The sequence below is a fragment of the Streptomyces lavendulae subsp. lavendulae genome (assembly GCF_002803845.1).
GTDB lineage: Bacteria > Actinomycetota > Actinomycetes > Streptomycetales > Streptomycetaceae > Streptomyces > Streptomyces lavendulae.
In genome coordinates this window covers 1,346,629-1,370,705 of the sequence record NZ_CP024985.1, presented here as the reverse complement: position 1 = coordinate 1,370,705, position 24,077 = coordinate 1,346,629, and the positions used below count along the sequence as shown (strand labels likewise).

Here is a 24,077-nt window from a genome sequence, read left to right as displayed (position 1 = left end):
GTTCAGCGTCCGCACATCCAAGTGCCGCTGAGCGGTCATGTCGAATCCAGCCGGTCACGGAAGAAGTAAAGGAGCCGGGCCCGCCCACCTGCGGCCCGGCTCCACGTGCCCGGATCAGGAGCAGCCATGACCATCGCACCCCTGTCCCCGTCCCCCCTCGCACCCCCCGCGCCCTCCCCCCTCGCACCGCCCGCCCCGGCCAGCCCCCGGTACGCGGTCCGCCTCGCCCGCAACGAGGACGAGGTGCGCGCCGCCCAGCGCCTGCGCCACCAGGTCTTCGCCGGCGAGCTCGGCGCCCGCCTCGACGGCCCCGAGCCGGGCCTGGACACCGACTCCTTCGACGCCTTCTGCGACCACCTCCTCGTCCTCGACGAGGAGAGCGGACAGGTCGTCGGCACCTACCGGCTGCTCCCGCCCGAACGCGCCGCCGTCGCCGGCCGCCTCTACTCCGAGAGCGAGTTCGACCTCTCCGCCCTCGCCCCGATCCGCCCCGACCTCGTCGAGGTCGGCCGCTCCTGCGTCCACCCCGACCACCGCAACGGCGCCGTCATCGCCCTGATCTGGGCCGGGCTCGCCCGCTACATGGAGCGCTCCGGCCACAACTGGCTGGCCGGCTGCTGCTCCATCCCGCTGGCCGACGGAGGGGTGCTGGCCGCCGCCACCCGCGAGACCGTCCTGGCCCGCAACCTCGCCCCCCAGGAGTACCGGGTCACCCCCCACCTCCCCTGGAACCCCGAGGGCGTCACCGTCCCCGGACGCATGGAGCTCCCGCCGCTGCTGCGCGGCTACCTGCGGCTGGGCGCCTGGGTCTGCGGCGAGCCCGCCCTCGACGCCGCGTTCGGCTGCGCCGACCTGTACGTGCTGCTGTCCCTGCGCCGGACCAACCCGCGCTACCTGAACCACTTCCTCTCGCTCGCCCCGGGCGCATGAGCGTCTGGCTGCCCACGGCGCCCTGCACCCCGCAGGCCTGCGCGGACCACCCGGGACGGGCCGCGGGCATCCCGAGGGCGGTGCTCCGGCTCGCCACCGCCCTCGCCCTGTTCCTGCTCGCCGTCCCGGCCGCCGCACCGGTGCGGATGCTCCCCGTCCGCCCCCGCCACGCCGTGATCCGGGCCTGGTCCGCCGCGCTCCTGCGGGCCCTCGGGATACGGATCACCGTGCACGGCGCCCCCGGCGGGGAAGGGGGCCGCCTGATCGTCGCCAACCACATCTCCTGGCTGGACATCCCGCTGGTCACGGCGGTCCTGCCGTCCCGGATGCTGGCCAAGAGCGAGATCGGGGCCTGGCCGGTGCTCGGCGCCCTCGCCGCCCGCGCGGGGACCCTGTTCATCGAACGCGACCGGATCCGGGCCCTGCCCGAAACCGTCGCGACCGTCACCCGGGCCCTGCTGGCCGGGAACCGGGTCACCGTCTTCCCCGAGGGTTCCACCTGGTGCGGGCGCGCCCAGGGACCCTTCCGGCGGGCCGCCTTCCAGGCGGCGCTGGACGCACGGGTCCCCGTACAGCCGGTGCGGCTGCGCTACCGGCTGGCGGACGGGGAGGTCGCCGGGGCGCCCGCCTTCGTCGGGGACGACCCGCTGACCGCCTCCCTGTGGCGGATCGCCCGCGCCCGCGGGGTGAGCGCCGAGGTGTGGCTGCTCCCGCGGATCCCGCCGGGCCGTCACCCGGACCGGCGGGAACTCGCCGCGGCGGCCCGGCTGGCCGTCCTCGACGGGGACGGGCCCGGCCTCGGCCGCGAGCGGGAGCCGCAGTCGCGGGACGGAAGGGAACTGCTGGCGGGCGTGCCCGCGCAGCAGCGCCCCTCACCCCCGCCGCATCAGTCCGCCGAGCCGGCGACGGTTCCGTCCGCCACGGAGAGGGACAACGCGAAACGTCCCTCCGAGTCCGTCCACCACTGGGTCAACTCCAGCCCTGCCTCCGCCAGTTCCTTTCGCACACCCTCCTGACGGAACTTCGCGGAGACCTCCGTCAGGATCTCCTCACCCGCCTCGAACGGCACCACCAGATCCAGTGCCCGGACCTTCACCGTCACCGCCTCCCGGGCCCTCAGACGCATCTCGATCCATTCGTGCTCCCGGTTCCACACCGCCACGTGCGCGAAGTCGGCGGTGTGGAAATCCGCCCCCAGCTCCCGGTCGATCACCGCGAGCACGTTCTTGTTGAACTCCGCCGTCACCCCCCGGGCGTCGTCGTACGCCGCCACCAGCACGGCCTCGTCCTTCACCAGGTCCGTGCCCATCAGCAGGGCGTCGCCGGGCGAGAGCATGGCCCGTACCGACGCCAGGAACACCGCCCGCTCCGGCGGCAGCAGGTTCCCGATGGTGCCGCCCAGGAACACCACCAGCCGGGGCCCGGCCGACTCCGGCAGCCGCAGCGGCCGGGTGAAGTCCGCCAGCAGCGCGTGCACCCGCAGCCGCGGATGCTCCGCCAGCAGGGACTCGGCCGCGCCGGTCAGCGCGCTCTCGCTCACGTCCACCGGGACGTACGTCTCCAGCGCGGGCATCGCCTCGATCAGGTGCCGGGTCTTCTCCGAGGAACCCGAACCCAGCTCCACCAGGGTGCGCGCCCCGGACACGGAAGCGATCTCCTGGGCCCGCTCCAGCAGGATCTCCCGCTCGGCGCGCGTCGGGTAGTACTCGGGCAGCCGGGTGATCTCCTCGAAGAGCTCGCTGCCCCGGGCGTCGTAGAACCACTTCGGCGGCAGCTCCTTGGGGAAGCGGGTCAGCCCGCTCAGCACGTCCGTGCGCAGCGCGACCTCGGCGGCGTTCTCGTCGAGGGTCCGGGTCATCTGGAAGTCGTTCACGGGGTGGTCTCCTTGAGGGGGGTCAGGGTGACCCGGGCGGGTGTGGCGCTCAGCAGGGTCCGGTCGGGCACTTCGTACCAGCGGGGATCGTCGTCGTAGGGCTCGGAGGCCACGACCACCCGACCCGCCGGCGGATCGGAGAGGTACCAGAGGGAGTCCCCCCAGGCCGTCGCGGCGATCGCCGCGCCGTCGGTCAGGAGCAGGTTCAGCCGGGAGCCCGGCGCGGCGCCGGCCAGCTCGCGGACCGCCTCCGCCAGAGCCGTGCCCAGGTCGTCGCCCTGCCGCAGCCGGTGCAGCACCAGCGCCCAGACCAGCGCCGAATCGGTGCGCGCGGCCAGGTCCAGCAGCTCCCGGGCAGACAACGCCGAGGCGGTCTCGGCGACCGAGTCCGGCCAGTCCCGCAGGCTCCCGTTGTGGCTGAACAGCCAGGGCCCCGAGGCGAAGGGGGCGGCGGCCGCCTCCCCGTCCGCCCCGGCGACGGTGGCGTCGCGCACGGCGGCGAGGAAGGCCCCGCTGCGCACCACGCGGGCGAGGTCCGGGAACCCCGGGTCGCCCCAGATCGGCCGGTCCCGCCGGTAGCGGGCCGGGACGGGATCGCCCTCGGCGTACCAGCCCACGCCGAAGCCGTCCGCGTTCACGGTGCCGTACCGCTGCCGCCGCGGCGCCCAGGACTGCCGCACCAGCGAGTGCTCCGGCTCGACGAGCAGCCGCCCCAGCGATACGGGCGAGCCCAGATAGGCTATGTGACGGCACATCAGGCATCCCTCGCCGTGCGGAAGCCGGAGAAGATCTGCCGTCGTACGGGCAGGTCCCAGTTGCGGAAGGTGCCCCGGCAGGCCACCGGGTCCACGGCGAAGGAGCCGCCGCGCAGCACCTTGTGCTCCGGCCCGAAGAACACCTCCGAGTACTCGCGGTACGGGAAGGCGCGGAACCCGGGGTACGGCAGGAAGTCCGAGGACGTCCACTCCCACACGTCGCCGATCAGCTGGCGCACCCCGAGCGGGGAGGCCCCGGCCGGATGGGCGCCCGCGCGGGACGGGCGCAGGTGGCGCTGGCCCAGGTTGGCGTGGGCGGGGGTGGGATCGGCGTCGCCCCAGGGGTAGCGGCGGGAGCGGCCGGTGGCCGGGTCGTACCGGGCGGCCTTCTCCCACTCCGTCTCGGTGGGCAGCCGCCGCCCCGCCCAGCGGGCGTACGCGTCCGCCTCGTACCAGCTGACGTGCAGCACCGGCTCGTCCTCGGGCACCGGTTCGGTCACCCCGAAGCGGCGGCGCAGCCACTGTCCGCCCTCGCGGTGCCAGAACAGCGGGGCCCCGATGCCGTGCGTGCGGATCTGCTCCCAGCCGGCGTCGGCCCACCAGCGGCGCTCGCCGTAGCCGCCGTCGTCCATGAAGGCCCGGAAGGCGCCGCAGGTCACCGGTACCGTGTCGATCCAGAAGGGGGCCGTGTCCCGGGTGTGCGCGGGCCGTTCGTTGTCCAGCGACCAGGGCTCGGCGGAGGTGCCCATGGTGAACGGGCCGCCCGGTACCAGGACTTCGGCCGCGGCCGGGGGCGGGCCCTGCGGCGGCTCGGGGTCGGGCGCGGTCAGCACGGGTGCGCCCGCCCGCAGCTGGTGGGTGATCAGCATCGTTTCGTCGTGCTGCTGTTCGTGCTGGGCGATCATCCCGAAGGCGAAGCCCCCGTCGAGCAGCGGCGTGCCCTCCAGCGGGGTGTGCTCCAGCAGGTCGAAGACGCGTCCGCGGACCTTGGCGGCGTACGAACGGGCCGCCCCCGGGCCCAGCAGGGGCAGCTTCGGGCGCTCGGCACGGGGGTGCTCGAACGCGTCGTACAGCGGGTCGATCTCGGGGTGCATGGACGCTCGGCCGGCGACGTTGCGCAGCAGCCAGAGTTCCTCCTGGTTCCCGATGTGCGCCAGGTCCCAGACCAGCGGGGACATCAGGGGGGAGTGCTGCGCGGTCAGGTCCCGGTCGTCGACGGCGTCGGTGAGCGCGGCCGTCCGGGCACGGGCCGCGGTCAGGGCGGCGACGGCCCGCTCCCGCAGTCGACCGGTACCGGTACCGGTCTCGGTCTCGGGGTGGGTCTCGGTGGTCACGGGCGCTGTCCCTTCCCGATGGGCTGCAGGAGTTCGTGGTCCCCGGCGTCGTCGGCCGGGCAGCGGCCGCGCCGTACGTACCGTTCGGCGAAGGCGCCGACGGTGTCCCGCACGTGCGTGCTCGCCCCCAGCCGCGGCAGCGCCTCGGCCGCCGCCTCGAAGCAGGCCGTGGCGGCCGTGCGCAGGTCACGGTCGGCCAGTCCGGACCGGGCGGCGGTGTGCCACAGCGCGTTGCGCGGGGCGCGCGCGCTGCCGTAGGCGTCGGCCAGGGCCTTCACGGCCCGGTAGGCGGTCTCGGCGGCCTCCGGGTCGTCGAAGAGCGCGTGCGTGACGGCCGTGGGCACCAGCCAGCCGTCCTCGCCCGGCTGCGCGTCGATCATCCGCAGTTCCAGGTGGCCGCGGGGCCGGACCGGCGGGAAGAGGGTGGTGAGGTGGTACTCCAGGTCCCCGGCGGTGGGCCGGCGCAGGCCGTGGCCGCCGTCGGTGCGCAGCCAGTCGCGGAACGTGAGCCCGCGCGGCACCGCCCAGGGCCCGTCCCCGTGCGCCCGTACGCACATCACCTCGGTGTCGAGCGCGTGCCGCGTCCAGGCGGCGCGCGGCTCGGCGTCCAGGGGCGGGGCGAGGGAGCGGCGCGTGTCGATGTCGCTCCAGATGCCCTGCCGGGCACACTTCCAGCCCCGGTACGGGCCCTCGCGGGCGGGGGAGTTGGCGAAGGCGGCCACGAGCACGGCACCCAGCAGGTGTGCCAGCCGCCAGCGCCGGCCGTGCCCGAGCGGGCCGGGCTCCTCGTGGCCCGCGTCCACGCAGACCTGGACGGAGGCGGAGGAGCGCATCATCGCGCGGCCGGCGGGGCCGGTCCGGTCGAAGTAGGCCTCCATGGCCTCGTAGCGCGGGCTGGTCAGCAGGCGGCGCTGCGGGCCGCGCGGATCGCGGCCCAGGCCCCGCAGTACCAGGCCGCGGTCGCCGAGGGCGGCGCGGACGGCGGTCAGGTCGGCCTGGAGGCCGTCCACGCAGTCGGAGAGGGAGGCGGCCGGGGCGGAGCTGAGCTCCAGCTGGCCGCCCGGCTCGGCGGTGAGGCGGGACCGCAGGGGCAGGGCGCGGGCGGCCTCGTGGCCCGCGGTCAGCCGCTCGGGCGGCAGGGGCAGCCAGGGCCGCTCCGCGTCGAGCACCAGCCATTCCAGTTCGGCGCCGACCAGCCGGGGCGGCCCGGTCTTGAAACAGATGCCGTGGACCAGGTCCTCGGCGGCCGCTTCGGTGAGCGGCGGTTGGGCGAAGTCCTGCGCGGGGGGAGCGGGTGAGTCCTCGGTCATGACCGGAACCTCGCCTCCTGTCGTCGGCAGTGATGTCACCCGTGCCTACCCGTGCCCGGGACACAAATGCCTTTGCCGTCCCGGTGGTCCGCACCGAGGATGGCGACGTGAGCAGCAGATTGCGTGAAATCGCGCGGGAGAACGCGCTGATCCTGGCGGCCGGGGGGTACCGGACGCGGTCGGGACGGCGGATCTCCCTCGCCGCCGGCCTGGCGGAAGCCAAGGCCGGAACCAGAATATATGGGCCAAACCCGGTCATTCCAGACGGCGGGTCCATCGGCGGTACGGCCGCGACGGTCTTCGAGGTCACGGGGGAGAGCAGCACGGTCGCAGCCCGTCGCCTCGCGGGGCGCGGTCCGGTTGCGGTCCTGAACTTCGCCTCGGCCCGCAATCCCGGGGGCGGGTACGTGCGCGGGGCCAAGGCGCAGGAGGAGGCTCTGTGCCGCGCCTCGGCCCTCTACGAGACCCTCCTGGAGGCCCCGGAGTACTACGAGGTGCACCGCGAGGGGAAGAGCACCTTCTACACCGACCGGGTGATTCACTCGCCCGGGGTGCCCGTCTTCCGCGACGACCGGGGCGAGCTGCTGGAGGTGCCGTTCCGCGCCGGCTTCCTCACCTCCCCGGCGCCGAACGCGGGCACGATCCGCCGCCAGGAGCCGGAGCGGGCGCACGAGATCCCCGGCGCCCTGGCCCGGCGGGCCGAGCGGGTGCTGGAGGTCGCGACGCTGCACGGGTACGGGCGCCTCGTGCTGGGGGCGTGGGGGTGCGGGGTGTTCCGCAACGACCCGGCGCAGGTGGCGGAGGCCTTCAGGGCGCTGCTGACCGGCCGCTTCGCGGGGGTGTTCGAGGAGGTCGTCTTCGGGATCCTGGACCGGTCCCCCGAGCCCCGTGAGGCGTTCGAACGGGCCTTTCCGTCCTGACGGGGCCGACGGGGGATTCCGGGGATTCCGGGGATTCCGACGGGGGATCCCGGACGGGCGGACCGCGTGCTACTGCCAGCCGTAGCGCTCCCGCAGGCGGTCCGTCACCAGCGTGAAGCGGCCCCGGTCGAGCGCGCAGGCCTCGCGGCGCATGCCCGACTCGTGGACGCGCAGCACCCGGTCCAGGTCGACCCACGACTCACGTCCCGCGCCGTCCCAGGGCCCGGAGCCGATCGGCACCCACTCCCGGTCGGCGTCGTGGCGCTTGCTGGAGAGCTGGACGGCGAGCAGCGTGTGCCCGCCCGCCTCCCGCGCGACCACGAGCACCGGGCGGTCCTTGCCGCGGCCGTCGTTCTCCTCGAAGGGGACCCAGGTCCAGACGATCTCGCCGGGGTCGGGATCCCCGTCGTGGTCCGGGGCGTACTCGGTCCGCACGGGCCCGATGGCATGCGGATCGGCCTCGACGGTGGCGGTGTCCCCGCCCCGTCCGGGCTGCTCGACGTGGCCGTTGCCGTGGTGCGAAAGTGCCGTCATCCCGCGGAGATTACTAGGTTCCGCGGGCCCGTCGGGCCGCGTCGGGAATCCGCCATCCCGGCTCGGCGGCCCTGTGTTCACCGAACGCGACGTGATAGCCACGGAAACGACACGGGCTCACCACAGAAAGCGATCATGAACAAAAACCTGAAGCGGGCCGCGAAGCTCCTCACCGCGCCGGCCGCCGCCCTGACCCTCCTCTTACCCGTCCTCGCGGCGACCGCGACGCCCGCGGCCGCCGCGACCGACGCCTACACCTTCACCAACACCGACGGCACCCTCAACGCGACCGGCAACGGCGACGGGAACCAGATCTCCGTCACCCCCGACGGCACCAACTACACGAACTGGCGGCTGATCAGGCTCGGCGCCCCCGGTACGTTCAACCTCGCCAACACCTCCTCCGGGAAGTGCGTGTACGCCTCCCAGCCCGCCGTACAGCAGTCCTGCGGCAAGGAAGGCGAGCAATGGCACTTCCGCCCCGTGGACGGCAGGCCCAACAGCTTCGGCATCGTCCGCCGTGACGACTCCAGCGGCACCGAGTACTGCATGGACAACCGGGGCGGCCTCCACCTGTGGGGCATCCTCGCCCAGCCCAACGTGTGCAACGGCGGCGCGAGCCAGCAGTGGACGGTCCCCGCGTCGAAGGCGGCCGAGGCGAGGGCCCTCGCCCTCGACTACTACGCCGACCTGTGCGCGAAGCGGACCTCCACCTGCTCGTGGACCCAGAGGTCCGAAGGGCAGCCCGAGGTCCTGCCCCGGCAGCCCGCCTCGTCGGTCTGGTACAACGACACCGGCGGCACCATGAAGCAGGTCTTCACCACGATCTACCACTCCGGCTGGGCGCAGTCGTTCTCCGTGGGCCTGTCGTCATCCGTCGGCGTCTCCGCCCCCGTCCAGGCGATGATCTCCAACCAGCTCACCGCCACGCAGACCTACCAGTCCGACGAGACCACCGTGAACGGCATCGCGGTCGACGTCCCGGCCGGGAACTACGGCTGGGTCGACTTCGCCGCCGTCGGCAAGAAGGTCACCGGCACGTGGACCTTCGACACCGACAACCAGCCGTGGACCACCGACGCGACCGTGACCGTCCCCGTCGTCAACTCGGCCGCCGGATCCACCATGTACGTGGCCCGCACCAGCCCGCAGGCGCCCGGAAGCGGCACCGGCGGCGCCGACGTCACGCCCGCCGCGCTCGCGCGGACCGCGACGGGCACCATGGACGTGCCCGCGGGAGCCAGGCTGGCCGCCCACAAGAACGGTGTCCGGGTCGTCGGCGCCGACGGCGCCACGATCGCGACGGTGGAACCCGGCACCGTCACGGACACCGGCGGCACGGCCCACCGGGTCGTCCTCACGGTGGCCGGCAACAGCGTCACCCAGACCGTCGAAGGCGTCACCGGCGACACGGTCACCGGCACGATCACGCCCCCGACCTTCTCCCTGGGCGGCGGCACCCCCGCGGGCATCGCCGCCGCTTCCGCTTCCGCGTCCGCCCCCGCTTCCGAGAGCGGCGACGAGCACGACAAGTGCATGGCCAAGAAGATCGGCACCAGCATCGTCGTGGGAGGTGCCATGGGTGCCCTGACCGGTCCCGAGGGAGTCGCCATCGGCATGCTCACCGGCGCGTTCAAGGGCATCGCCAAGGGCGTCCTGGAGTGCGGCCCCAACACCTGACCCGCCAACCCTGACGACGGCGCCCCCCTGCCCGCGCCCGGCCCGGACCGCCGGCATGATCAGGGCCGGAGACGAGGGGGGCACATGGGCGGTGGCACGGAGCACCCCCTGGCCCGGCGGATCACCGACGGCCTCGAACCCCGGGCGTGGACCGTCGCCGTGGCGCTGCTGACCGGATGGCACGCCGAGGGCGCGGCCGGAGTCGGCTGGGGGGCGTTCGCCGCGTTCTTGGCCTCGGCTACGGGCCCCTGGGTCCTGGCCGGATACGTCCTCGCCCTCGTCGGCCGGTCCCGCGTGCGGCTCCGCGACCACACCCCCGCGCAGGCGACCGCCGGCACGGCCCTGGGCGCCGCCGTCGCGGGCCCGGTCTTCCTCGGCCTCGTCCGAAGGCGCGGCTGACGGACCATCAAAGCCTTTGGTCCGCGCGGGGGCCGGAGGTCCGCATCCTCATCCCCCTCTTACCGCCGCCTTAAGCGGACCCTAAGGCTCGTCGCCGACGGGCCGGAAGGGGGGGAATGTCCGATTCCGTGAGGCTAGCGTGCTGCCGCACCCCAACTCCCCGGTAACACAGAGGCAGGCACGCGATGGGCAGCACAGTCGGTCACCGCCGTACGACCAGCGGCAAGGCGAAGATCACGGGAGCGATCGTGGCGGCGGCGGTGATCGGTGGCGCCGCCTTCGCGTTCACCGGGACCGCCCAGGCCACCTCGGTCGGTGCCGTGTACACCACCTCCAGCTCCTGGAGCGGCGGTTACACCGGGCAGTACGTCGTCACCAACAACACGGGCCAGGCCCGGGAGGACTGGACCCTGCAGTTCGACCTGCCGGCCGGCACGAAGATCGACTCCCTGTGGAACGGAACCCACACGGTCTCCGGCCAGCACGTCACCGTGAAGCCCGCGAGCTGGAACCGGACCCTCGCCCCCGGGGCCTCCGTCACCGTCGGCTTCGTCGCGAGCGGGTCCGCCGCCCCCGGCGTCCCGACTCGGTGCCTGATCGACGGGGTGAAGTGCTCCGTCGACCAGGGCGCGACCCCGCAGCCCAGCGGACGGCCCACGGACGGCCCCACGGGTAGCCCGACCCCCGCGCCGACGGCTCCGACCCGGACCCCCACCGCGACCCCCACCACCCCCACCGCGACCCCGACCGCCACGGCGTCCCCGACCGTGCCCGCACCCGCTCCGGGGGCCGGCGCGCGCTTCGCCCCGTACGTCGACACCTCCCTCTACCCGGCCTACGACCTGCTCGACACCGTGGCCCGCACCGGGGTGAAGGAGTTCCACCTCGCCTTCGTGACCTCGGGCGGCGGATGTTCCCCGCTGTGGGGCGGGGTCACCGACCTGGCGAGCGACAAGGTGGCCGCCCAGATCGGCGCGCTGCGCGCCAAGGGCGGGGACGTCCGCGTGTCCTTCGGCGGCGCCGCCGGACGCGAGCTGGCGCTGAACTGCGCGAGCACCGACGACCTCGCGGCCGCGTACGGAAAGGTCATCGACCAGTACCGGCTCACCAAGGTCGACTTCGACATCGAGGGCGCCGCCCTCCCGGACACCGCCGCCAACACCCGCCGCGCCCAGGCCATAGCCCGGCTGCAGAAGTCCCACCCCGGTCTGGACGTGGCGTTCACCCTGCCCGTGATGCCCGAGGGGCTGACCCAGCCGGGCGTGGCGCTGCTGGCCGACGCGAAGAAGAACGGCGTGCGGATCGACGCGGTCAACATCATGGCGATGGACTACGGCCCGGCGTACGGCGGGGACATGGGCCAGTACGCGATCCAGGCCGCGACGGCGACCCAGGCCCAGCTGAAGGGCGTGCTCGGGCTCTCGGACCAGGCGGCATGGAAGGCCGTCGCCGTCACCCCGATGATCGGCGTCAACGACGTCGCGACGGAGGTCTTCTCGGTCTCCGACGCGACGCAGCTCGTCGAGTTCGCGGCTTCGAAGGGGATCGGGCGCCTGGCCATGTGGTCGGCGGCCCGCGACAAGCAGTGCGCGGCGGGGGCAGTGGACCACGCGGACGCCACGTGCAGTTCGGTCCTCCAGCAGCCCCTCGCCTTCACCAAGGCGTTCAGCGCCCTGCGTTAGAGGCGCGCAGCACTGCCAGCACCTCCTCGGTGATCGCGTCCTCGTTGCGCTCGAAGTCGGCCCCGGTCAACTGGCCGGGGTCGGCGGGCAGTCCCGTGAGCACCGGGGTGTGCAGATGGCCGCCGGGCAGGTCGGGGCGCAGCTCCAGGCGGAGCCGGTTGGAGCGGTAGGCCACCTCGTTGGAGAGGTAGCCGCCGCCTCCGCCCGCCACGGCGCGCGATCCTGGGGTGGGTCCGTCCGCCCGGTCCACCGGGCCCTGCTGTCCGGCCGGTATCTCCGTGACGGCGGTGTTCAGGCGTACGGGGTAGGGCGCCTGAACGCCGGTCATGGCGCCGGTCGGCAGGCTGGTCCGCAGGAACTCCGCGCCCGGGCCGAGGCCGGGAGCCGTGACCGGGTGTTCGTACGTACCGCCGGACAGGGCGTCCGCGTTGTCCGGGTACGGGTCCGCCGAACGGGCCCGGCCCGCCCAGGCCTCCAGGGTGAAGATGCCGGGGTAGCCCTGGCTGATGCTGGTGATCATGTCGGCGGAGCCCGGACCGGCCGCCAGCCGGGGTCCGTAGGCGCGCTCGACGATGCCCGCGTCGAAGTCGGCGTAGCGGACGGGCAGGACGACGGCCCGGATCTCGGCGGTGGTCCCGTCCGCCAGGGTGATCCGGCGGCCGTTGAGCCGCAGCGCCGCCGAGCCGGAGGGATTGGCCCGGCGCAGCTCGGCGTCCAGGCCGAAGGGGTCGAAGCCGCTGACGAAGATCCGCCGCACGCCCGGGGCCGGGCGGAACGCGTTGGAGGTGAGTCCGCGCGAGGCGTCCTCGAACCGGGACTTCAGGGCCGCGCGGTCAACGGGGAACTCCGGCTGCCACCGCGCGAGCCGGACGGTCATGGCGAGCCTGGCCCAGTAGAGCGGCCGGTCGTCGCCGGCGGGGAGGTCACCGCCGGTCCGGCGGCCCTGCGCGCGGTTCACGGCGGCCTGCCAGAGCGCCTCGCCCCACGTGTCGAGGAGGCGCTGCGCCCCGGCGGCGTCGCGGGTGGCGCACAGGGCGGCGGGGAAGCGCCGTACGAAGGAGTCCAGTCCGGCCCGCTCCGGGAACGCGGCGGTCCTCGGGTCCGCCAGGCGGCTCTGTTCCGGGTCCGGCACGGGGGCGGCTGCCGTGGCCGGGGAGTCCCGGCAGGCGGGGGAGGGGTCCGCGTGAGCGGCGGCGGGCGGGAGGACGGCGGTGACGCCGAGGAGGGCGGCGGCGAGGGCCGCGCGGCGTAAGAACATCATGCGATGTGACATTACATACGGGTGCGCGGGCGGGGAGGCGGATCCGGCCTTCCCCAGGCCCCCGTCGCGGTGGCCGGGGAAGGCCGGGGCCCGGAGGATCAGGGGCAGCCGTTGGTGATGTTGATCTCGACGACGCCGGAGCCGAGGCCGAAGCTCTGGCCGGGGCGGATCTGGTCGACGTAGCCGCTGGCGTACTTCAGGTACGCGCAGTCCTGGTTGCGCGAGTCGGTCACCCAGCGGGCGGTGCGGGTCTTGGCGCTGGTGGGCTGCCAGCCGGTGTCCTTGTACATCGTCAGGATGTTCTCGTTGCCGTCGAGGAAGCAGACGTACGGCCAGGGGCAGGTCTGCGCGGCAGCAGCGGGCGAGGCCGTCGCGGCCGTCAGGCCGGTCGCGGCCAGGACGCCGGCCAGGGCGACCGAGGCGAACTTGAGGTTTCTGGGCATGGCAAAGCCACCTGTTCTGCATGGAGTTGGAGAAGTCCGGATCGCGCCGCGAGCCGGGCGTGCCGAATCATATGCGAATGAGACAGGTGGCCGAATGTTGCGGTCTTCCTCTCCTCGGGGGTGCCCGCAGACCCGCCAGGACCGGCCGACCTCCGTCCGTCCAGCACCGGTTGGACGAAGAGCCCTGCCGTACCAGTGGTCTTCATCGGCGAGGAGTCCTCCTCCACCCGGACGGTCAACGGGCCGAAGGCGCAAGTCCCGTCTCCGGGCGGGCACTTACCGGCGGCCAGTGCCGTGCCCAGTCCTCCGCCGCCTCCAGCTGCGCCGCCAGTGCCAGCAGCCTCGGCTCCGACTCCGCCGGGCCCAACAGCTGTGCGCCCAGAGGCAGTCCGTCAGGGGTGAACCCCGCCGGGACGCCGACACCCGGCCAGCCCAGCACGTTCCACGTCCAGGCGTACGGGCACGCGGCGATCATCGCCCGGTCCGTGGCCAGCGCCCCCAGCCCGGCAAGAGCGCCGATCCGCAGGGGCGGGGTGGCCGTCGTCGGGGTCAGCACCACGTCGAAGCGGTCGAAGATCTCCCCGGTCCGGCGGCGCAGCAGCCCCTCGGCCCGCCGTGAGAGCCGCAGCGCCGGCCCGCCCAGCAGACGGCCCGTACGAGCCGCCCCGTGGGTACGCGGATCCAGCAGCCCGGGGTCCGGAACCCGCGCCGCCAGCTCCCGTACCCCGGCCGTCGCGCGCGGCACGAAGGCGGGCCCGACGGGGCCGTAGCGCGGATCCTCCGGGATCACCTCGTGGCCCAGCGCCTCCAGCCGCCCGGCCAGCCGTTCCACTGCGGCACGGACCACGGGGTCGAGGGGGGTCGCCGAGGCGGTGAAGGCCGTCCCGTAGGACAGGGCGATCCGCAGCCGGCCCGGCGGCCGGCCCGCCGCCTCCACCGCCGAGAACGGTGCCGGGCGGTGGAGGTCCTCCGGGGCGGGTCCGCTCGCCGCGTCCAGCAGCAGCGCGGCGTCCGCCACCGTACGGGCCAGCACGCCGTTGACCGTGAGCCCGTGGAAGGACTCGGGCTCCGGCCAGGTGGAGATGCGCCCGCGCTGTGGCTTGATCCCCACCAGGTGGGTCCAGGCCGCGGGGATCCGCACCGAGCCCGCGCCGTCGGAGCCGAGCGCCGCGGGCACCAGCCCCGCGGCCACGGCGGCGGCCGAACCGCCGGAGGAACCGCCGGGGGTGTGGGCCGGGTTCCACGGGTTGCGGGTCTCGCCGAAGGCGGGCCCCTCGGTGAACGGCCACTGCCCCAGCTCAGGGGTCTGGGTCTTGCCCACGATCACGGCCCCGGCCGCGCGCAGGCGGCGCACCGCCTCGCTGTCGGCGGCCTTGGGCGGGAAGACCCCGGGGCAGCCGAAGGCGGTGGGCTCCCCGGCCACGTCCATGTCGTCCTTGACCGCGACCGGTACGCCCAGCAGCGGCAGCCGCTCACCGCGGGCCAGCCGCACGTCCGCCGCGTCCGCCTCCGCGAGGGCGGCCTCTGCCCGGACGATCCGGAAGGCGTTGAGCGAGGCCCGGGACGCGGCGATCCGCTCCAGCGAACGCTCGGTCAGCCGGCGTGCGGTGACGCTGCCTTCGGCCAGTGCGTCGGCCATCTCCCGCAGGCCCGTCGGTCCTTCGGGGGCGTGGGCCCCCAAGGGCCCCGCCGCACCGTCCGCGTACCACGAGTCCGTCATCGGACCTCCCCCTTACCGATCGGTAGTACCGACGGTAAGGGGAGGCGGCCCCGATCGGGAAGGGACGGCCGGCGGGTCGGCGGGTCTGCTAGATCCAGCCCTCCAGCGAGGCCATGAAGCCGTCGAAGTCGTCCCGGTGGATGGTGTGCCCGGCCCCGGCGACCGTACGGACCTCGAAACCTCGCTCCGCCAGCAGCGCGGCCCGCTCGGGAGACACGAGGAAGCTCGGGTCGGCGAGCTGGACGAGCGAGGGGACCACCGGGGCCGCGGGCAGCAGGTCCCGGCCGGCCAGGGCGGCGAGGCCGAGGGCGGTGGCCTCGTCCCACACGGCGAGGGTGCTCAGTTCCACGTCCACGTCCTCCTCGTCCCAGCGCGGGTTCATCGCCCGGATCCGCTCCCGGCCGGCCGTCTTGAAGTCGGCGAACAGCTCGGGCCCGAAGCCCGCCGCGGGAAGGGCCAGGTGCCAGGCCGGATCGGAGAACACCGCCCGCGCGGGCTTCAGGCGCTCCACCGCGAGGGACAGGGTCAGGCCGCCCAGGGAATGCCCGACGGCCAGCTCGGCGCCCACGGGCAGGGTCTCGACGAGGTCGTCCGCGAAGAGCTCGGGGCCGTACTCGCCCCGCCCGCTGGCGCCGTGGCCCCGCAGATCGACGGCGACCACCCGGTAGCCGCGCCCGGCGAGGGCGGGACCGACCCGGCGCCAGGTGCGGTGGTCGGACATGATGCCGTGGACGAGGAGGGCGAGGCGGTCGCCCTCGCCCCAGGTCTGGGTGCGCAACTGCACGGTGGAGCCTTTCTCGAAGGAAGGGGAAAGGAGGAAGGAGTGAAGGGGATGAGAGGGGGGGAGCGGCGTCGTCAGCGGACGCCGCGGATCGGCCGTACCGCCAGTGCCCCCGCCACGGCCAGCGCGGCGGCGGCGACGAACAGCGCGGTGTAGCCGCCGCTCACCGAGACGATCACCGAGGCGATGAACGGTGCGACGATCTGGGGTCCCGCGTTCGCGATGTTGAGCACGCCCATGTCGCGCGCCGCGTCCTCGGCGTTGGGCAGCACCATCGTGACGAGGGCGGTGTCGACCGCCATGTAGCAGCCGAAGGCCAGGCCGTTGACCACGGAGAAGGCCAGCATCGCCGACCAGCTCGCCGAGACGGCCGGGATCACCAGCGCCACCGCCGACAGCAGGGCCGAGGCGCCGACGAACAGCTTGCGGCGGTCGAAGCGGTCGGAGAGGTACCCGCCCAGGACGGTGGACAGGACCATCGCCACGCTCGTCAGCGGCACCAGCACCGCCACCGCCGCTTCGGGCTCCATCCCGTCCGGCAGCACGGTGTGGTCCTGCAGGATGTACAGCTGGTAGCCGCTGACGGCGAAGTACCCGAGCACGAGCAGCGCGCGCCCGGTGAACGCCCAGCGGAAGTCGTGGTCGCGCAGGGCGCCGGTGAAGGCGGCCAGCTGGGCCCGGACCGGCAGGGACGCGCGCGCCGGGAGCCGTTGCTCGCGGGTGCAGGCGGTGAACAGCACCGCGGCGGCCGCCACCAGAGCGCCGAAGACGAGGTAGCCGGTGCGGTGGTCCTCGGAGAACGCGGCGCCCGCCAGGGCGCCGAGGGCCGAGCCGAAGGGCAGGCCGAGGCCGACGGCGGCCGAGGCCTTGCCGCGGGCGGCGGTCGGGACCCGGTCGGGGACGACCGAGGCGAGGGCGGCCTGGTAGACGTTCATGACGGCCTGGCCGAGGCACCAGGCGATGGTGATGAGCAGGACGGTGTCGGCGAGGCCGAGCAGGAACATGGCGGGCACGGCGGCGAGGCCGCCGCCCAGGATCCAGGGGTTGCGCCGTCCGCTGCGGTCGGACAGTGCCCCGGCGACCGGGTTGAAGACCGTCGCGAAGATCGCCGAGACCCCCGCGATCAGGCCGAAGTCGGAGACCTTGTGCGCCGGGTCGACCTGCTCGACCTGGAGGGCGAGCAGGATGCCGCCGACGCCGATGTACAGCGAGTACATCGCGGTGTTGCCGACGAGCAGCAGGGGGAGCAGGCCGCGTCCGGGGGCCGGGGCGGCGGACGTGCGGGAGGAGGTGGCGGCGGCGTTGCCGGTGCCGGGGGAGGAAAGGGCCACGGTGCCCTCCTGGGCAGGAATGCGAGCGGGTGAGGGGGTGCGCGCCGCCCCGTCGCGAGGGCGGGGTGCGGTGGAACGCGACGGGGCGGCGGCACGGCGGGGACACGTGTGGCGCTGCCTCGTGGAGCGGGGAGGGCGGCGCTCGGGTGACGTGGTGACGTCACGGGTTACACGTGTCAATGAATCGTGTAACCACTGTGTAGCACCCGTTTCCGGCCATCCGCCAGACCCCGGACGTGATCGGTCTGGAAGGATGCCTCGGCAATGTCTCACTCATCGAACGCGCCGATCCCCCCGAGCTCGCCGAAGCCGCGCAGCCGCCGGACCCCGGCCACCCCGCCCCCCGAACCGGCACCCGCACCCGTCCCGACCAGCGCCGATGTCGCCCGCCTGGCCGGCGTGTCGCGCGCGACGGTCTCGTACGTGCTGAACAACGCGGAAGCCGTACGCATCAGCGAGCCCACGCGCCGCAAGGTCCGCGAGGCCGCCGAGGAACTGGGCTACGTCCCGCACGCCGCCGCGCGCAGCCTGCGCGCCGGGCACACCCGCATCGTCCTGCTGCCCACCTCGCACGTCCCGGTGGGCCCGCTGTACAGCGCCTTCCTCAACGAGCTCCAGTGGGCCCTGCGCCGCCTCGACTACACGGTGGTGCAGTACGGCAGCCTCGGCCTGACCGGTGACGAGGCGGCGCGGGCGTGGGCCGAACTGCGGCCCGTCGCGGTGATCTCGCTGGGGGAGGTCAGCCTGTCCGCGCACAACGTCGCCACCCTCAAACGGGCCGGGGCGCGCGCCGTGATAACGCTGGGCCCGGTCGGCGTACCGGGGGCCCACGCCCTCGTGATGGACCAGGCGGAGGTCGGGGCACGGGCCGCCGCCCACCTCGTGGAACGCGGCCGGAACCGGATCGGGGTCATCGTCCCGGAGGAGGACGGCCTGGAGCTCTTCTCCGCGCCCCGGCTGGCCGGGGCCCGGTCGGTGCCGGGTGCGCGGACCCAGGTGCTGCCGATGGCCTACACGGAGGAGTCCGCGGCGGAGCTGGCGGGCCGCTGGCGCTCGCTCGGCCTGGACGCCGTGTTCGCGTACAACGACGAGTACGCGATGCTGCTGATGCGGGCCCTGCAGGACGAGGGGCTGGACGTCCCCGGAGACGTCGCCGTCATGGGCGCCGACGACCTGCTCATCGGGCGGCTGCTGCGCCCGCGGCTGAGCACGGTCCAGATCGAGCTGCCGACCGGGGACCATCTGGCCTCGCTGGTGGACCGCGCGGTGCGGGAGCCGTCCGAGATCACCGGGCGGCACGACCTGATGTCCGCGACGGCGGTCCGCCGCGAATCCACCTGACGGCGGGAGTCCGGGGCGCCCGGGCTCCGGGTCCCGGGCTTCGAGCCCCGGGCCCGCCCCCGGTCCGGTGTCCGAGGGGTGGTCCGGGGGGCCGTTGACAGGCGGTGACGTGGGGGCGGAGACTGCGGGCGCGCCCCACCGGGCGTGCCCCGGGGGTGCGTCCCGGTGCCCACACCGGCACCGTCGCGCGCCGCCGCCGCCCGTACGGATCCGCCCAGGAGCGACCCCATGAGCATCCGCACCGTCCGCGACGTGTACGTCGTCGACGCCGTCCGCACCCCGATCGGCAAGTTCGGCGGGGCCCTCGCCGGGATCCGGCCGGACGACCTGGCCGCCCACGTGGTGCGCGCCCTGGTGGACCGTACGCCCGACCTGGACCCGTCCCGCATCGACGACGTCGTCTTCGGCGACGCCAACGGTGCCGGCGAGGACAATCGCGACGTGGCCCGCATGGCCGTGCTGCTCGCCGGACTGCCGGTCACCGTGCCCGGCGTCACCGTCAACCGGCTCTGCGGCTCGGGACTCGAAGCCGTCATCCAGGCCGCCCGCGCCATCGCGGTCGGGGACGCCTCCGTCGCCATCGCGGGCGGCGTCGAGTCGATGACCCGCGCCCCCTGGGTGGTGCAGAAGCCCGAACGCGCCTTCCCGGCCGGGCACCAGCAGATGTGGTCGACCACCCTCGGCTGGCGGATGACCAACCCGGCCATGCCCCCCGAGTGGACCGGTTCCCTCGGCGAGGGTGCCGAGCTGATCGCCGAGAAGCACGGCATCTCGCGCGAGGCGCAGGACCTGTTCGCCCTGGAGAGCCACCGCAAGGCCGCCGCCGCCTGGGCCGGCGGGCTCTACGACGGCGAGGTCGTCGGCTACCCGGGCGTGGACCTGCTGCGTGACGAGTCCATCCGCGAGGGGTCCACCCCCGAATCCCTGGCCCGCCTCAAGCCCGCCTTCCGCGGCGACGGCTCCGGCACCGTCACCGCCGGGAACGCCTCTCCCCTCAACGACGGGGCCGCCGCCCTCCTGCTCACCGACGAGGCGGGGCTGGCCGCCACCGGGCGCGAGCCGCTGGCCCGGATCGGCGCCTGCGCCGTCACCGGCATCGAGCCGCAGCTCTTCGGCCTCGGCCCGGTCGACGCCGTCGCGCGGGCGCTGGCCAAGGCGGACCGCCGCCTGGCCGACCTGTCCGTCCTGGAGCTCAACGAGGCCTTCGCGGCCCAGGCGTTGGGCTGCCTCGGGGCCTGGCCCGAGCTGGATCCGGCCGCGGTGAACCCGCGCGGCGGGGCCCTCGCCATCGGCCACCCGCTCGGTGCCTCGGGCGCCCGGCTGGCGGGCTCCGTCGCCCACCAGCTGGCGGCGGCCGGTTCGGGTACCGGCATGGCGGCGCTGTGCATCGGCGTCGGGCAGGGCATCGCGCTGGTCCTGGAGCGTTGAACCCGCCCGCGCCCCGGGGGAGTCGATCGTTTCCGGTCACCGGATTCCGTCAACTGCCCAATAACTGAACAGAAGTGGTGCCCCCGGTCTGGCACGATGGCGCGTGCTGCCGCCCCCCGCCCCGCCCACCCCCATCCGGAGGCCCCGCGTCATGCCACTGCTCGACCCGACTCTCTGGCAGGACGGACCCACCCTCACCGGGGGCACGGCCCCGGTCGTCGAACCCGCGACCGGCCGTACCCTCGCCACCCTCGACCTCGCCGGCCCCGCCGACGTGGGGGAGGCCGCGGTACGGGCCGGTGCCGCCCAGCGCGACTGGGCGCGGACCGGTCACCCGGAGCGGGCGGCCGTGCTGCGCCGTGCCGGGGACCTGTTCACGGCCCATGCCGCCGAACTGCGGGAGTGGCTGGTCAGGGAGTCGGGCTCGGTCCCCGGCAAGGCGGACTTCGAGCTGCACGTCGCCGCCCAGGAGTGCTACGAGGCCGCCGCGCTGGCCTCCCGTCCGGTCGGGCAGGTGCTGCCGAGCGAGGCGCCCCGGCTCTCCTTCACCCGGCGCGTCCCGGCGGGGGTGGTCGGGGTGATCGCGCCCTTCAACGCCCCGCTGATCCTCTCGATCCGCTCCGTGGCGCCTGCGCTCGCGCTCGGCAACGCGGTCCTGCTCAAGCCGGACCGCCGTACCGCCGTCTGTGGCGGTCTCGCCCTCGCCGCCGTGTTCGCGGCCGCCGGGCTGCCGGCCGGGCTGCTGCACGTCCTGCCCGGCGGGGCGCGGACCGGATCCGCGGTGGTGGCCGACCCGCGCGTGCGGGTGGTGTCCTTCACCGGCTCCACCGCCGCGGGGCGCTCCGTCGGCGAACTGGCGGGCCGTCATCTCACCCGCGCGCACCTGGAGTTGGGCGGGAACTCCGCGCTCGTCGTGCTCGCCGACGCCGACGTGGAGGCCGCCGTCGCGCAGGCCTCCTGGGGGTCCTTCTTCCACCAGGGCCAGATCTGCATGACCGCCGGGCGCCACCTCGTCCACGCCTCGCTCTACGACGAGTACGTGGAACGGCTCGCCGCCCGCGCCGAGGCCCTGGCCGTCGGTGACCCGTACCGCGAGCCCGTGCACCTCGGCCCGCTGCTGGACCGGACCCAGCTGGAGCGGGTCCACGGCCTGGTCGAGGCCAGCGTGGAGCAGGGCGCCAAGCTGGTCGCGGGCGGTACCCACCGGGACCTGTTCTACCGGCCGACCGTGCTCGCCGGGGTCGCCGACGACACCCCGGCCTACGCGGAGGAGGTCTTCGGCCCGGTGGCGCCCGTACGGTCCTTCGCGACGGAGGACGAGGCGGTGGAGCTGGCCTCGGCGGGCCCCTACGGGCTCTCCCTGGGCATCGTCACCCGCGACGCGGGGCACGGCATGGAGCTGGCCGAACGCATTCCGACCGGCATCGCGCACATCAACGACCAGACCGTGAACGACGAGGCGGTGGCCCCCTTCGGCGGGGTCGGCGCCTCCGGCACGGGTGCCCGCTTCGGCGGCGAGGCCAACCTGGACGCCTTCACCGAGCTGCGCTGGACCACGGCCCGCACCACCGCGCCGGCCCACCCGTTCTAGCGACCCGGCCGGCCCCGCGGAATTCCGGGCGCCGGCCGATCGTTGCAGCAGGACACACTGCGATCAGGAGGTCCGGAAACCGTGGCTACGACCGAGCTCACCAAGGAGAACTTCGACCGGACGGTCAGCGAGAACCCGTTCGTGCTGATCGACTTCTGGGCCGGGTGGTGCCGACCCTGCCTGCAGTTCGCCCCGGTCTACGAGAAGGCCTCCGAGGCCAACCCCGACCTGGTCTTCGCCAAGGTGGACACCGAGGCGCAGCAGGAGCTGGCGGCGGCCTTCCAGATCACCTCGATCCCGACGCTGATGATCGTCCGGGACCAGGTGGCCATCTTCGCCCAGCCCGGCGCGCTGCCCGAGGCGGCGCTGACCGACCTCATCGGGCAGGCCAGAGCCCTGGACATGGACGAGGTCCGGGCCAAGATCGCCGAGTCGGCCCCGGCGCCGGGGGCGGACGGGACCCCCGGCACGCCGGAGGCCTGACCTTGCGGGACGCGCCCCCCGCGGTGCGGTGACACTGGACCGCATGACTGAAGCGGTGGAGTACGACGTCGTGGTGCTCGGTGGGGGCCCGGCCGGCGAGAACATCGTCGACCGGACCCGCGCCGCCGGGCTGAGCACGGCACTGGTGGAGAGCGAGCTCGTCGGCGGCGAGTGCTCGTACTGGGCCTGCGTCCCCAGCAAGGCCCTGCTGCGCCCGGCGCTCGCCCGGTCGGAGGCGCGCCGGGTGCCCGGACTGGCGGGGGCGGTCCAGGGGCCGCTCGACACGGAGGCGGTGTTCGCGCACCGCGACTACTGGACGGGTGACTGGAAGGACGACGGCCAGCTCGACTGGCTGGACTCCGTCGGCGCCCACCTGTACCGGGGCCACGGCCGCCTGTACGGGGTCCGCAAGGTCGCGGTCACCAGCCCCGAGGGGGAGCACCACATCCTGGCGGCCCGGCACGCGGTGGTCGTCGCCACCGGCACCCGGGCCGTGGTCCCGGACCTCCCCGGGATCGCCGGGGCCCGGCCGTGGACCAGCCGCGAGGCCACCTCCTCCCGGCGGGTGCCCGGCCGGCTGCTGATCGTGGGCGGCTCCGTGGTGGCCGCCGAGATGGCCACGGCCTGGCAGGCCCTCGGATCCCGGGTGACCGTCCTCGTACGGGGATCCGGGCTGCTGCCGCGCATGGAACCCTTCGCGGGCGAACTGGTCTCCGAGGCGCTGACCGAGGCCGGCGCCGTGGTGCGCACCGGCGTGGCGGTCGAGGCGGTCGTACGCGACGGCCCGGCCGGACCGGTGACCGTGGTGCTGGAGGGCGGCGAGACCCTGGAGGGCGACGAGCTGCTGATGGCGACGGGGCGGGCGCCGCGGACCGAGGACATCGGGCTGGAGACGGTCGGGCTGACACCGGGCGACTGGATCGGTGTCGACGAGGGCTGCCGGGTGCCCGGGCACGACTGGCTGTACGCCGTCGGGGACGTCAACCACCGGGCGCTCCTCACCCACCAGGGCAAGTACCAGGCCCGGATCGCGGGCGCGGCCATCGCCGCCCGCGCGGCCGGATCGCCGGCCCTGGACGAGGGCCGCTGGGGCGCGCACGCCGCCACCGCCGACACCGAGGCGCTGCCCCAGGCGGTGTTCACCGACCCGGAGGCCGCCGCGGTCGGCCTCACCCTCGCCGAGGCGGAGCGGGCCGGGCACCGGGTGCGCGCCGTCGACTACGACCTCGGCAAGGTCTCCGGTGCGGGTCTGTACGCCGACGGGTACCGGGGGCGGGCGCGCATCGTCGTCGACCTCGACCGCGAGGTGCTCCTGGGCGCGACCTTCGTGGGGCCCGGCGCGGCCGAGCTGGTGCACGCGGCGACGGTGGCGGTGGTGGGCGAGGTGCCGATCGGCCGGCTGTGGCACGCGGTTCCCTCCTTCCCGACGATCAGTGAGGTGTGGCTGCGGCTGCTGGAGGCGTACCGGGGGTAGCGGGAGCAGGTGGATCCGGACAGGGTGCCGGGTTCCGGCCAGACCGGGGAGGCGCGGCCGGCGCCGCCTCGGCGGCCACCTCCACCCGTACGGTCACCGACGGCGGCGGCACCTGGCGCCTCGCGCTCACCGCGCCCGCCACCGCCTCCGCCGCCGGGCAGAACGTCACGGTCACCGGCAGCGGCTTCAACCCCGCCAAGGGCGTCTACGTGGGCCTGTGCGCGGTGAACGGGCCCCAGGGTTCGGGCAAGCCCACCCCCTGCCTGGGCGGCTCCGACCAGGCGGGCACCACCGGCGCCGCCCACTGGGTCGACAGCACCTTCGGCGGCACCCTCCCCAACACCTCCGCCTACGGCCCCGGCGGCACCTTCAGCGTCACCATCCACGTCAAGGCCGACCTCGGCAACGGCCAGATCTGCGGGGACACCGTCGAGTGCGCCGTCGTCACGCGCGCCGACCACTTCAACTCCGCCAACCGCTCGTACGACGTCCACGTCCCGGTCACCTTCAACTGACCCGGCCGTGACACCCCGCCACCCCCTGGCCCCCGCCGCACGGGCGCCGCGGCGGCCGCCCTCGGGCTGGTCCTCGTCCTCGCCCCGGCGGCGGCGCAGGCAGCCGCACCGGCCGACCGGCCCGCGACCCGGGACGACGTACCGCAGGGCACGGTCGCGTACCGGCCCACGGCCTCCTTCACCCCCGCCGGCCGCCCCCGCGACCTGCTGCTCCACCCCGAGTCGAAGAAGCTGTACGTCGGCTCGGACGACCTGCCCGAAACGACCGGGGCCAACGAGAGCGGCCTGCACG

21 protein-coding genes and 1 pseudogene are annotated in these 24,077 nt (G+C 74.5%); 12 read left to right on the top strand and 10 right to left on the bottom strand.

Annotated features, from left to right (window positions below; translation table 11 throughout):
* Window positions 1–126: 126 nt before the first annotated feature.
* Window positions 127–930 (top strand): GNAT family N-acetyltransferase, encoded by an 804-nt coding sequence (locus tag SLAV_RS06140; protein ID WP_208754732.1) that lies wholly within the window; start codon window positions 127–129, stop codon window positions 928–930.
* A pseudogene (locus SLAV_RS42230) lies at window positions 927–1,457 on the top strand (lysophospholipid acyltransferase family protein); the annotation flags it as partial. The gene SLAV_RS06140 and the pseudogene SLAV_RS42230, both read left to right, overlap by 4 nt.
* Before the next feature lie 359 nt (window positions 1,458–1,816).
* Here the strand turns inward: SLAV_RS42230 and egtD are convergent.
* The 4 genes from egtD to egtA are packed head-to-tail and all read right to left on the bottom strand — an operon-like array spanning window position 1,817 to window position 6,202.
* Entirely contained in the window at window positions 1,817–2,788 is a 972-nt protein-coding gene (gene egtD / locus SLAV_RS06130; RefSeq protein WP_394298619.1) for an L-histidine N(alpha)-methyltransferase, read from the bottom strand.
* An 11-nt stretch (window positions 2,789–2,799) separates the two neighbouring features.
* Window positions 2,800–3,558 (bottom strand): ergothioneine biosynthesis protein EgtC, encoded by a 759-nt coding sequence (gene egtC / locus SLAV_RS06125; RefSeq protein ID WP_030229944.1) that lies wholly within the window; start codon window positions 3,556–3,558, stop codon window positions 2,800–2,802.
* Window positions 3,558–4,892, bottom strand: a complete 1,335-nt coding sequence (gene egtB / locus SLAV_RS06120) for an ergothioneine biosynthesis protein EgtB (protein WP_030229943.1) — start codon at window positions 4,890–4,892, stop codon at window positions 3,558–3,560. The genes egtC and egtB overlap by 1 nt, the downstream gene beginning before the upstream one ends.
* A complete protein-coding gene (egtA, locus tag SLAV_RS06115) occupies window positions 4,889–6,202 on the bottom strand; it encodes an ergothioneine biosynthesis glutamate--cysteine ligase EgtA (protein ID WP_030229942.1) in 1,314 nt (437 codons plus the stop codon). Before egtA ends, egtB begins: the two co-directional genes overlap by 4 nt.
* Window positions 6,203–6,309: 107 nt before the next feature.
* Here egtA and SLAV_RS06110 point away from each other — a divergent pair, with 107 nt between their 5' ends.
* Window positions 6,310–7,122, top strand: coding sequence for a TIGR02452 family protein (locus tag SLAV_RS06110; protein WP_030229941.1), 813 nt, complete (start codon window positions 6,310–6,312; stop codon window positions 7,120–7,122).
* Window positions 7,123–7,191: 69 nt separating this feature from the next.
* Here the strand turns inward: SLAV_RS06110 and SLAV_RS06105 are convergent, their stop codons facing one another.
* On the bottom strand, window positions 7,192–7,656 hold the full coding sequence (locus SLAV_RS06105) for a type II toxin-antitoxin system PemK/MazF family toxin (RefSeq protein ID WP_030229940.1): 465 nt from the start codon (window positions 7,654–7,656) through the stop codon (window positions 7,192–7,194).
* A 135-nt stretch (window positions 7,657–7,791) separates the two neighbouring features.
* On the opposite strand from SLAV_RS06105, the gene SLAV_RS06100 reads away from it, so the two are divergent.
* The 3 genes from SLAV_RS06100 (at window position 7,792) to SLAV_RS06090 (ending at window position 11,417) form a co-directional block, all read left to right on the top strand.
* Window positions 7,792–9,336, top strand: a complete 1,545-nt coding sequence (locus tag SLAV_RS06100; RefSeq protein ID WP_030229939.1) for an RICIN domain-containing protein — start codon at window positions 7,792–7,794, stop codon at window positions 9,334–9,336.
* Window positions 9,337–9,420: 84 nt separating this feature from the next.
* Window positions 9,421–9,735 carry a hypothetical protein gene (locus tag SLAV_RS06095; RefSeq protein ID WP_030229938.1) on the top strand — a complete coding sequence of 105 codons (315 nt, stop codon included), beginning with the start codon at window positions 9,421–9,423 and terminating at the stop codon, window positions 9,733–9,735.
* 185 nt (window positions 9,736–9,920) lie between these two features.
* On the top strand, window positions 9,921–11,417 hold the full coding sequence (locus SLAV_RS06090; RefSeq protein ID WP_030229937.1) for a cellulose binding domain-containing protein: 1,497 nt from the start codon (window positions 9,921–9,923) through the stop codon (window positions 11,415–11,417).
* Here SLAV_RS06090 and SLAV_RS06085 read toward each other — a convergent pair.
* The 5 genes from SLAV_RS06085 to SLAV_RS06065 all read right to left on the bottom strand — a co-directional run bounded on the left by SLAV_RS06085 (window position 11,401) and on the right by SLAV_RS06065 (window position 16,953).
* A complete protein-coding gene (locus SLAV_RS06085) occupies window positions 11,401–12,678 on the bottom strand; it encodes a PA0049 C-terminal domain-containing protein (protein ID WP_051840908.1) in 1,278 nt (425 codons plus the stop codon). The genes SLAV_RS06090 and SLAV_RS06085 overlap by 17 nt on opposite strands.
* Before the next feature lie 98 nt (window positions 12,679–12,776).
* A complete protein-coding gene (locus SLAV_RS06080) occupies window positions 12,777–13,121 on the bottom strand; it encodes a hypothetical protein (RefSeq protein WP_030229935.1) in 345 nt (114 codons plus the stop codon).
* Window positions 13,122–13,356: 235 nt separating this feature from the next.
* On the bottom strand, window positions 13,357–14,841 hold the full coding sequence (locus SLAV_RS06075) for an amidase (protein WP_051840907.1): 1,485 nt from the start codon (window positions 14,839–14,841) through the stop codon (window positions 13,357–13,359).
* An 88-nt stretch (window positions 14,842–14,929) separates the two neighbouring features.
* Window positions 14,930–15,625 (bottom strand): alpha/beta fold hydrolase, encoded by a 696-nt coding sequence (locus tag SLAV_RS06070; protein WP_030229933.1) that lies wholly within the window; start codon window positions 15,623–15,625, stop codon window positions 14,930–14,932.
* Window positions 15,626–15,696: 71 nt separating this feature from the next.
* The gene (locus SLAV_RS06065; protein WP_030229932.1) at window positions 15,697–16,953 is read right to left on the bottom strand and encodes an MFS transporter; all 1,257 of its coding nucleotides are present in this window, start codon (window positions 16,951–16,953) and stop codon (window positions 15,697–15,699) included.
* Window positions 16,954–17,217: 264 nt separating this feature from the next.
* On the opposite strand from SLAV_RS06065, the gene SLAV_RS06060 reads away from it, so the two are divergent.
* The 6 genes from SLAV_RS06060 (at window position 17,218) to SLAV_RS06035 (ending at window position 23,785) form a co-directional block, all read left to right on the top strand.
* Complete coding sequence (locus SLAV_RS06060; RefSeq protein ID WP_051840904.1) at window positions 17,218–18,294, top strand: LacI family DNA-binding transcriptional regulator; 1,077 nt, start codon at window positions 17,218–17,220, stop codon at window positions 18,292–18,294.
* Between the two features lie 228 nt (window positions 18,295–18,522).
* Window positions 18,523–19,722: a thiolase family protein gene (locus tag SLAV_RS06055; RefSeq protein ID WP_030229930.1), complete on the top strand. Its 1,200-nt coding sequence runs from the start codon at window positions 18,523–18,525 to the stop codon at window positions 19,720–19,722.
* A 151-nt stretch (window positions 19,723–19,873) separates the two neighbouring features.
* Window positions 19,874–21,313 (top strand): aldehyde dehydrogenase family protein, encoded by a 1,440-nt coding sequence (locus SLAV_RS06050; protein ID WP_030229929.1) that lies wholly within the window; start codon window positions 19,874–19,876, stop codon window positions 21,311–21,313.
* 81 nt (window positions 21,314–21,394) lie between these two features.
* Complete coding sequence (locus tag SLAV_RS06045) at window positions 21,395–21,796, top strand: thioredoxin family protein (protein WP_030229928.1); 402 nt, start codon at window positions 21,395–21,397, stop codon at window positions 21,794–21,796.
* A 43-nt stretch (window positions 21,797–21,839) separates the two neighbouring features.
* A complete protein-coding gene (locus tag SLAV_RS06040) occupies window positions 21,840–23,270 on the top strand; it encodes a dihydrolipoyl dehydrogenase family protein (protein WP_030229927.1) in 1,431 nt (476 codons plus the stop codon).
* On the top strand, window positions 23,237–23,785 hold the full coding sequence (locus SLAV_RS06035; RefSeq protein ID WP_234333592.1) for a hypothetical protein: 549 nt from the start codon (window positions 23,237–23,239) through the stop codon (window positions 23,783–23,785). Before SLAV_RS06040 ends, SLAV_RS06035 begins: the two co-directional genes overlap by 34 nt.
* Window positions 23,786–24,077: the final 292 nt, after the last annotated feature.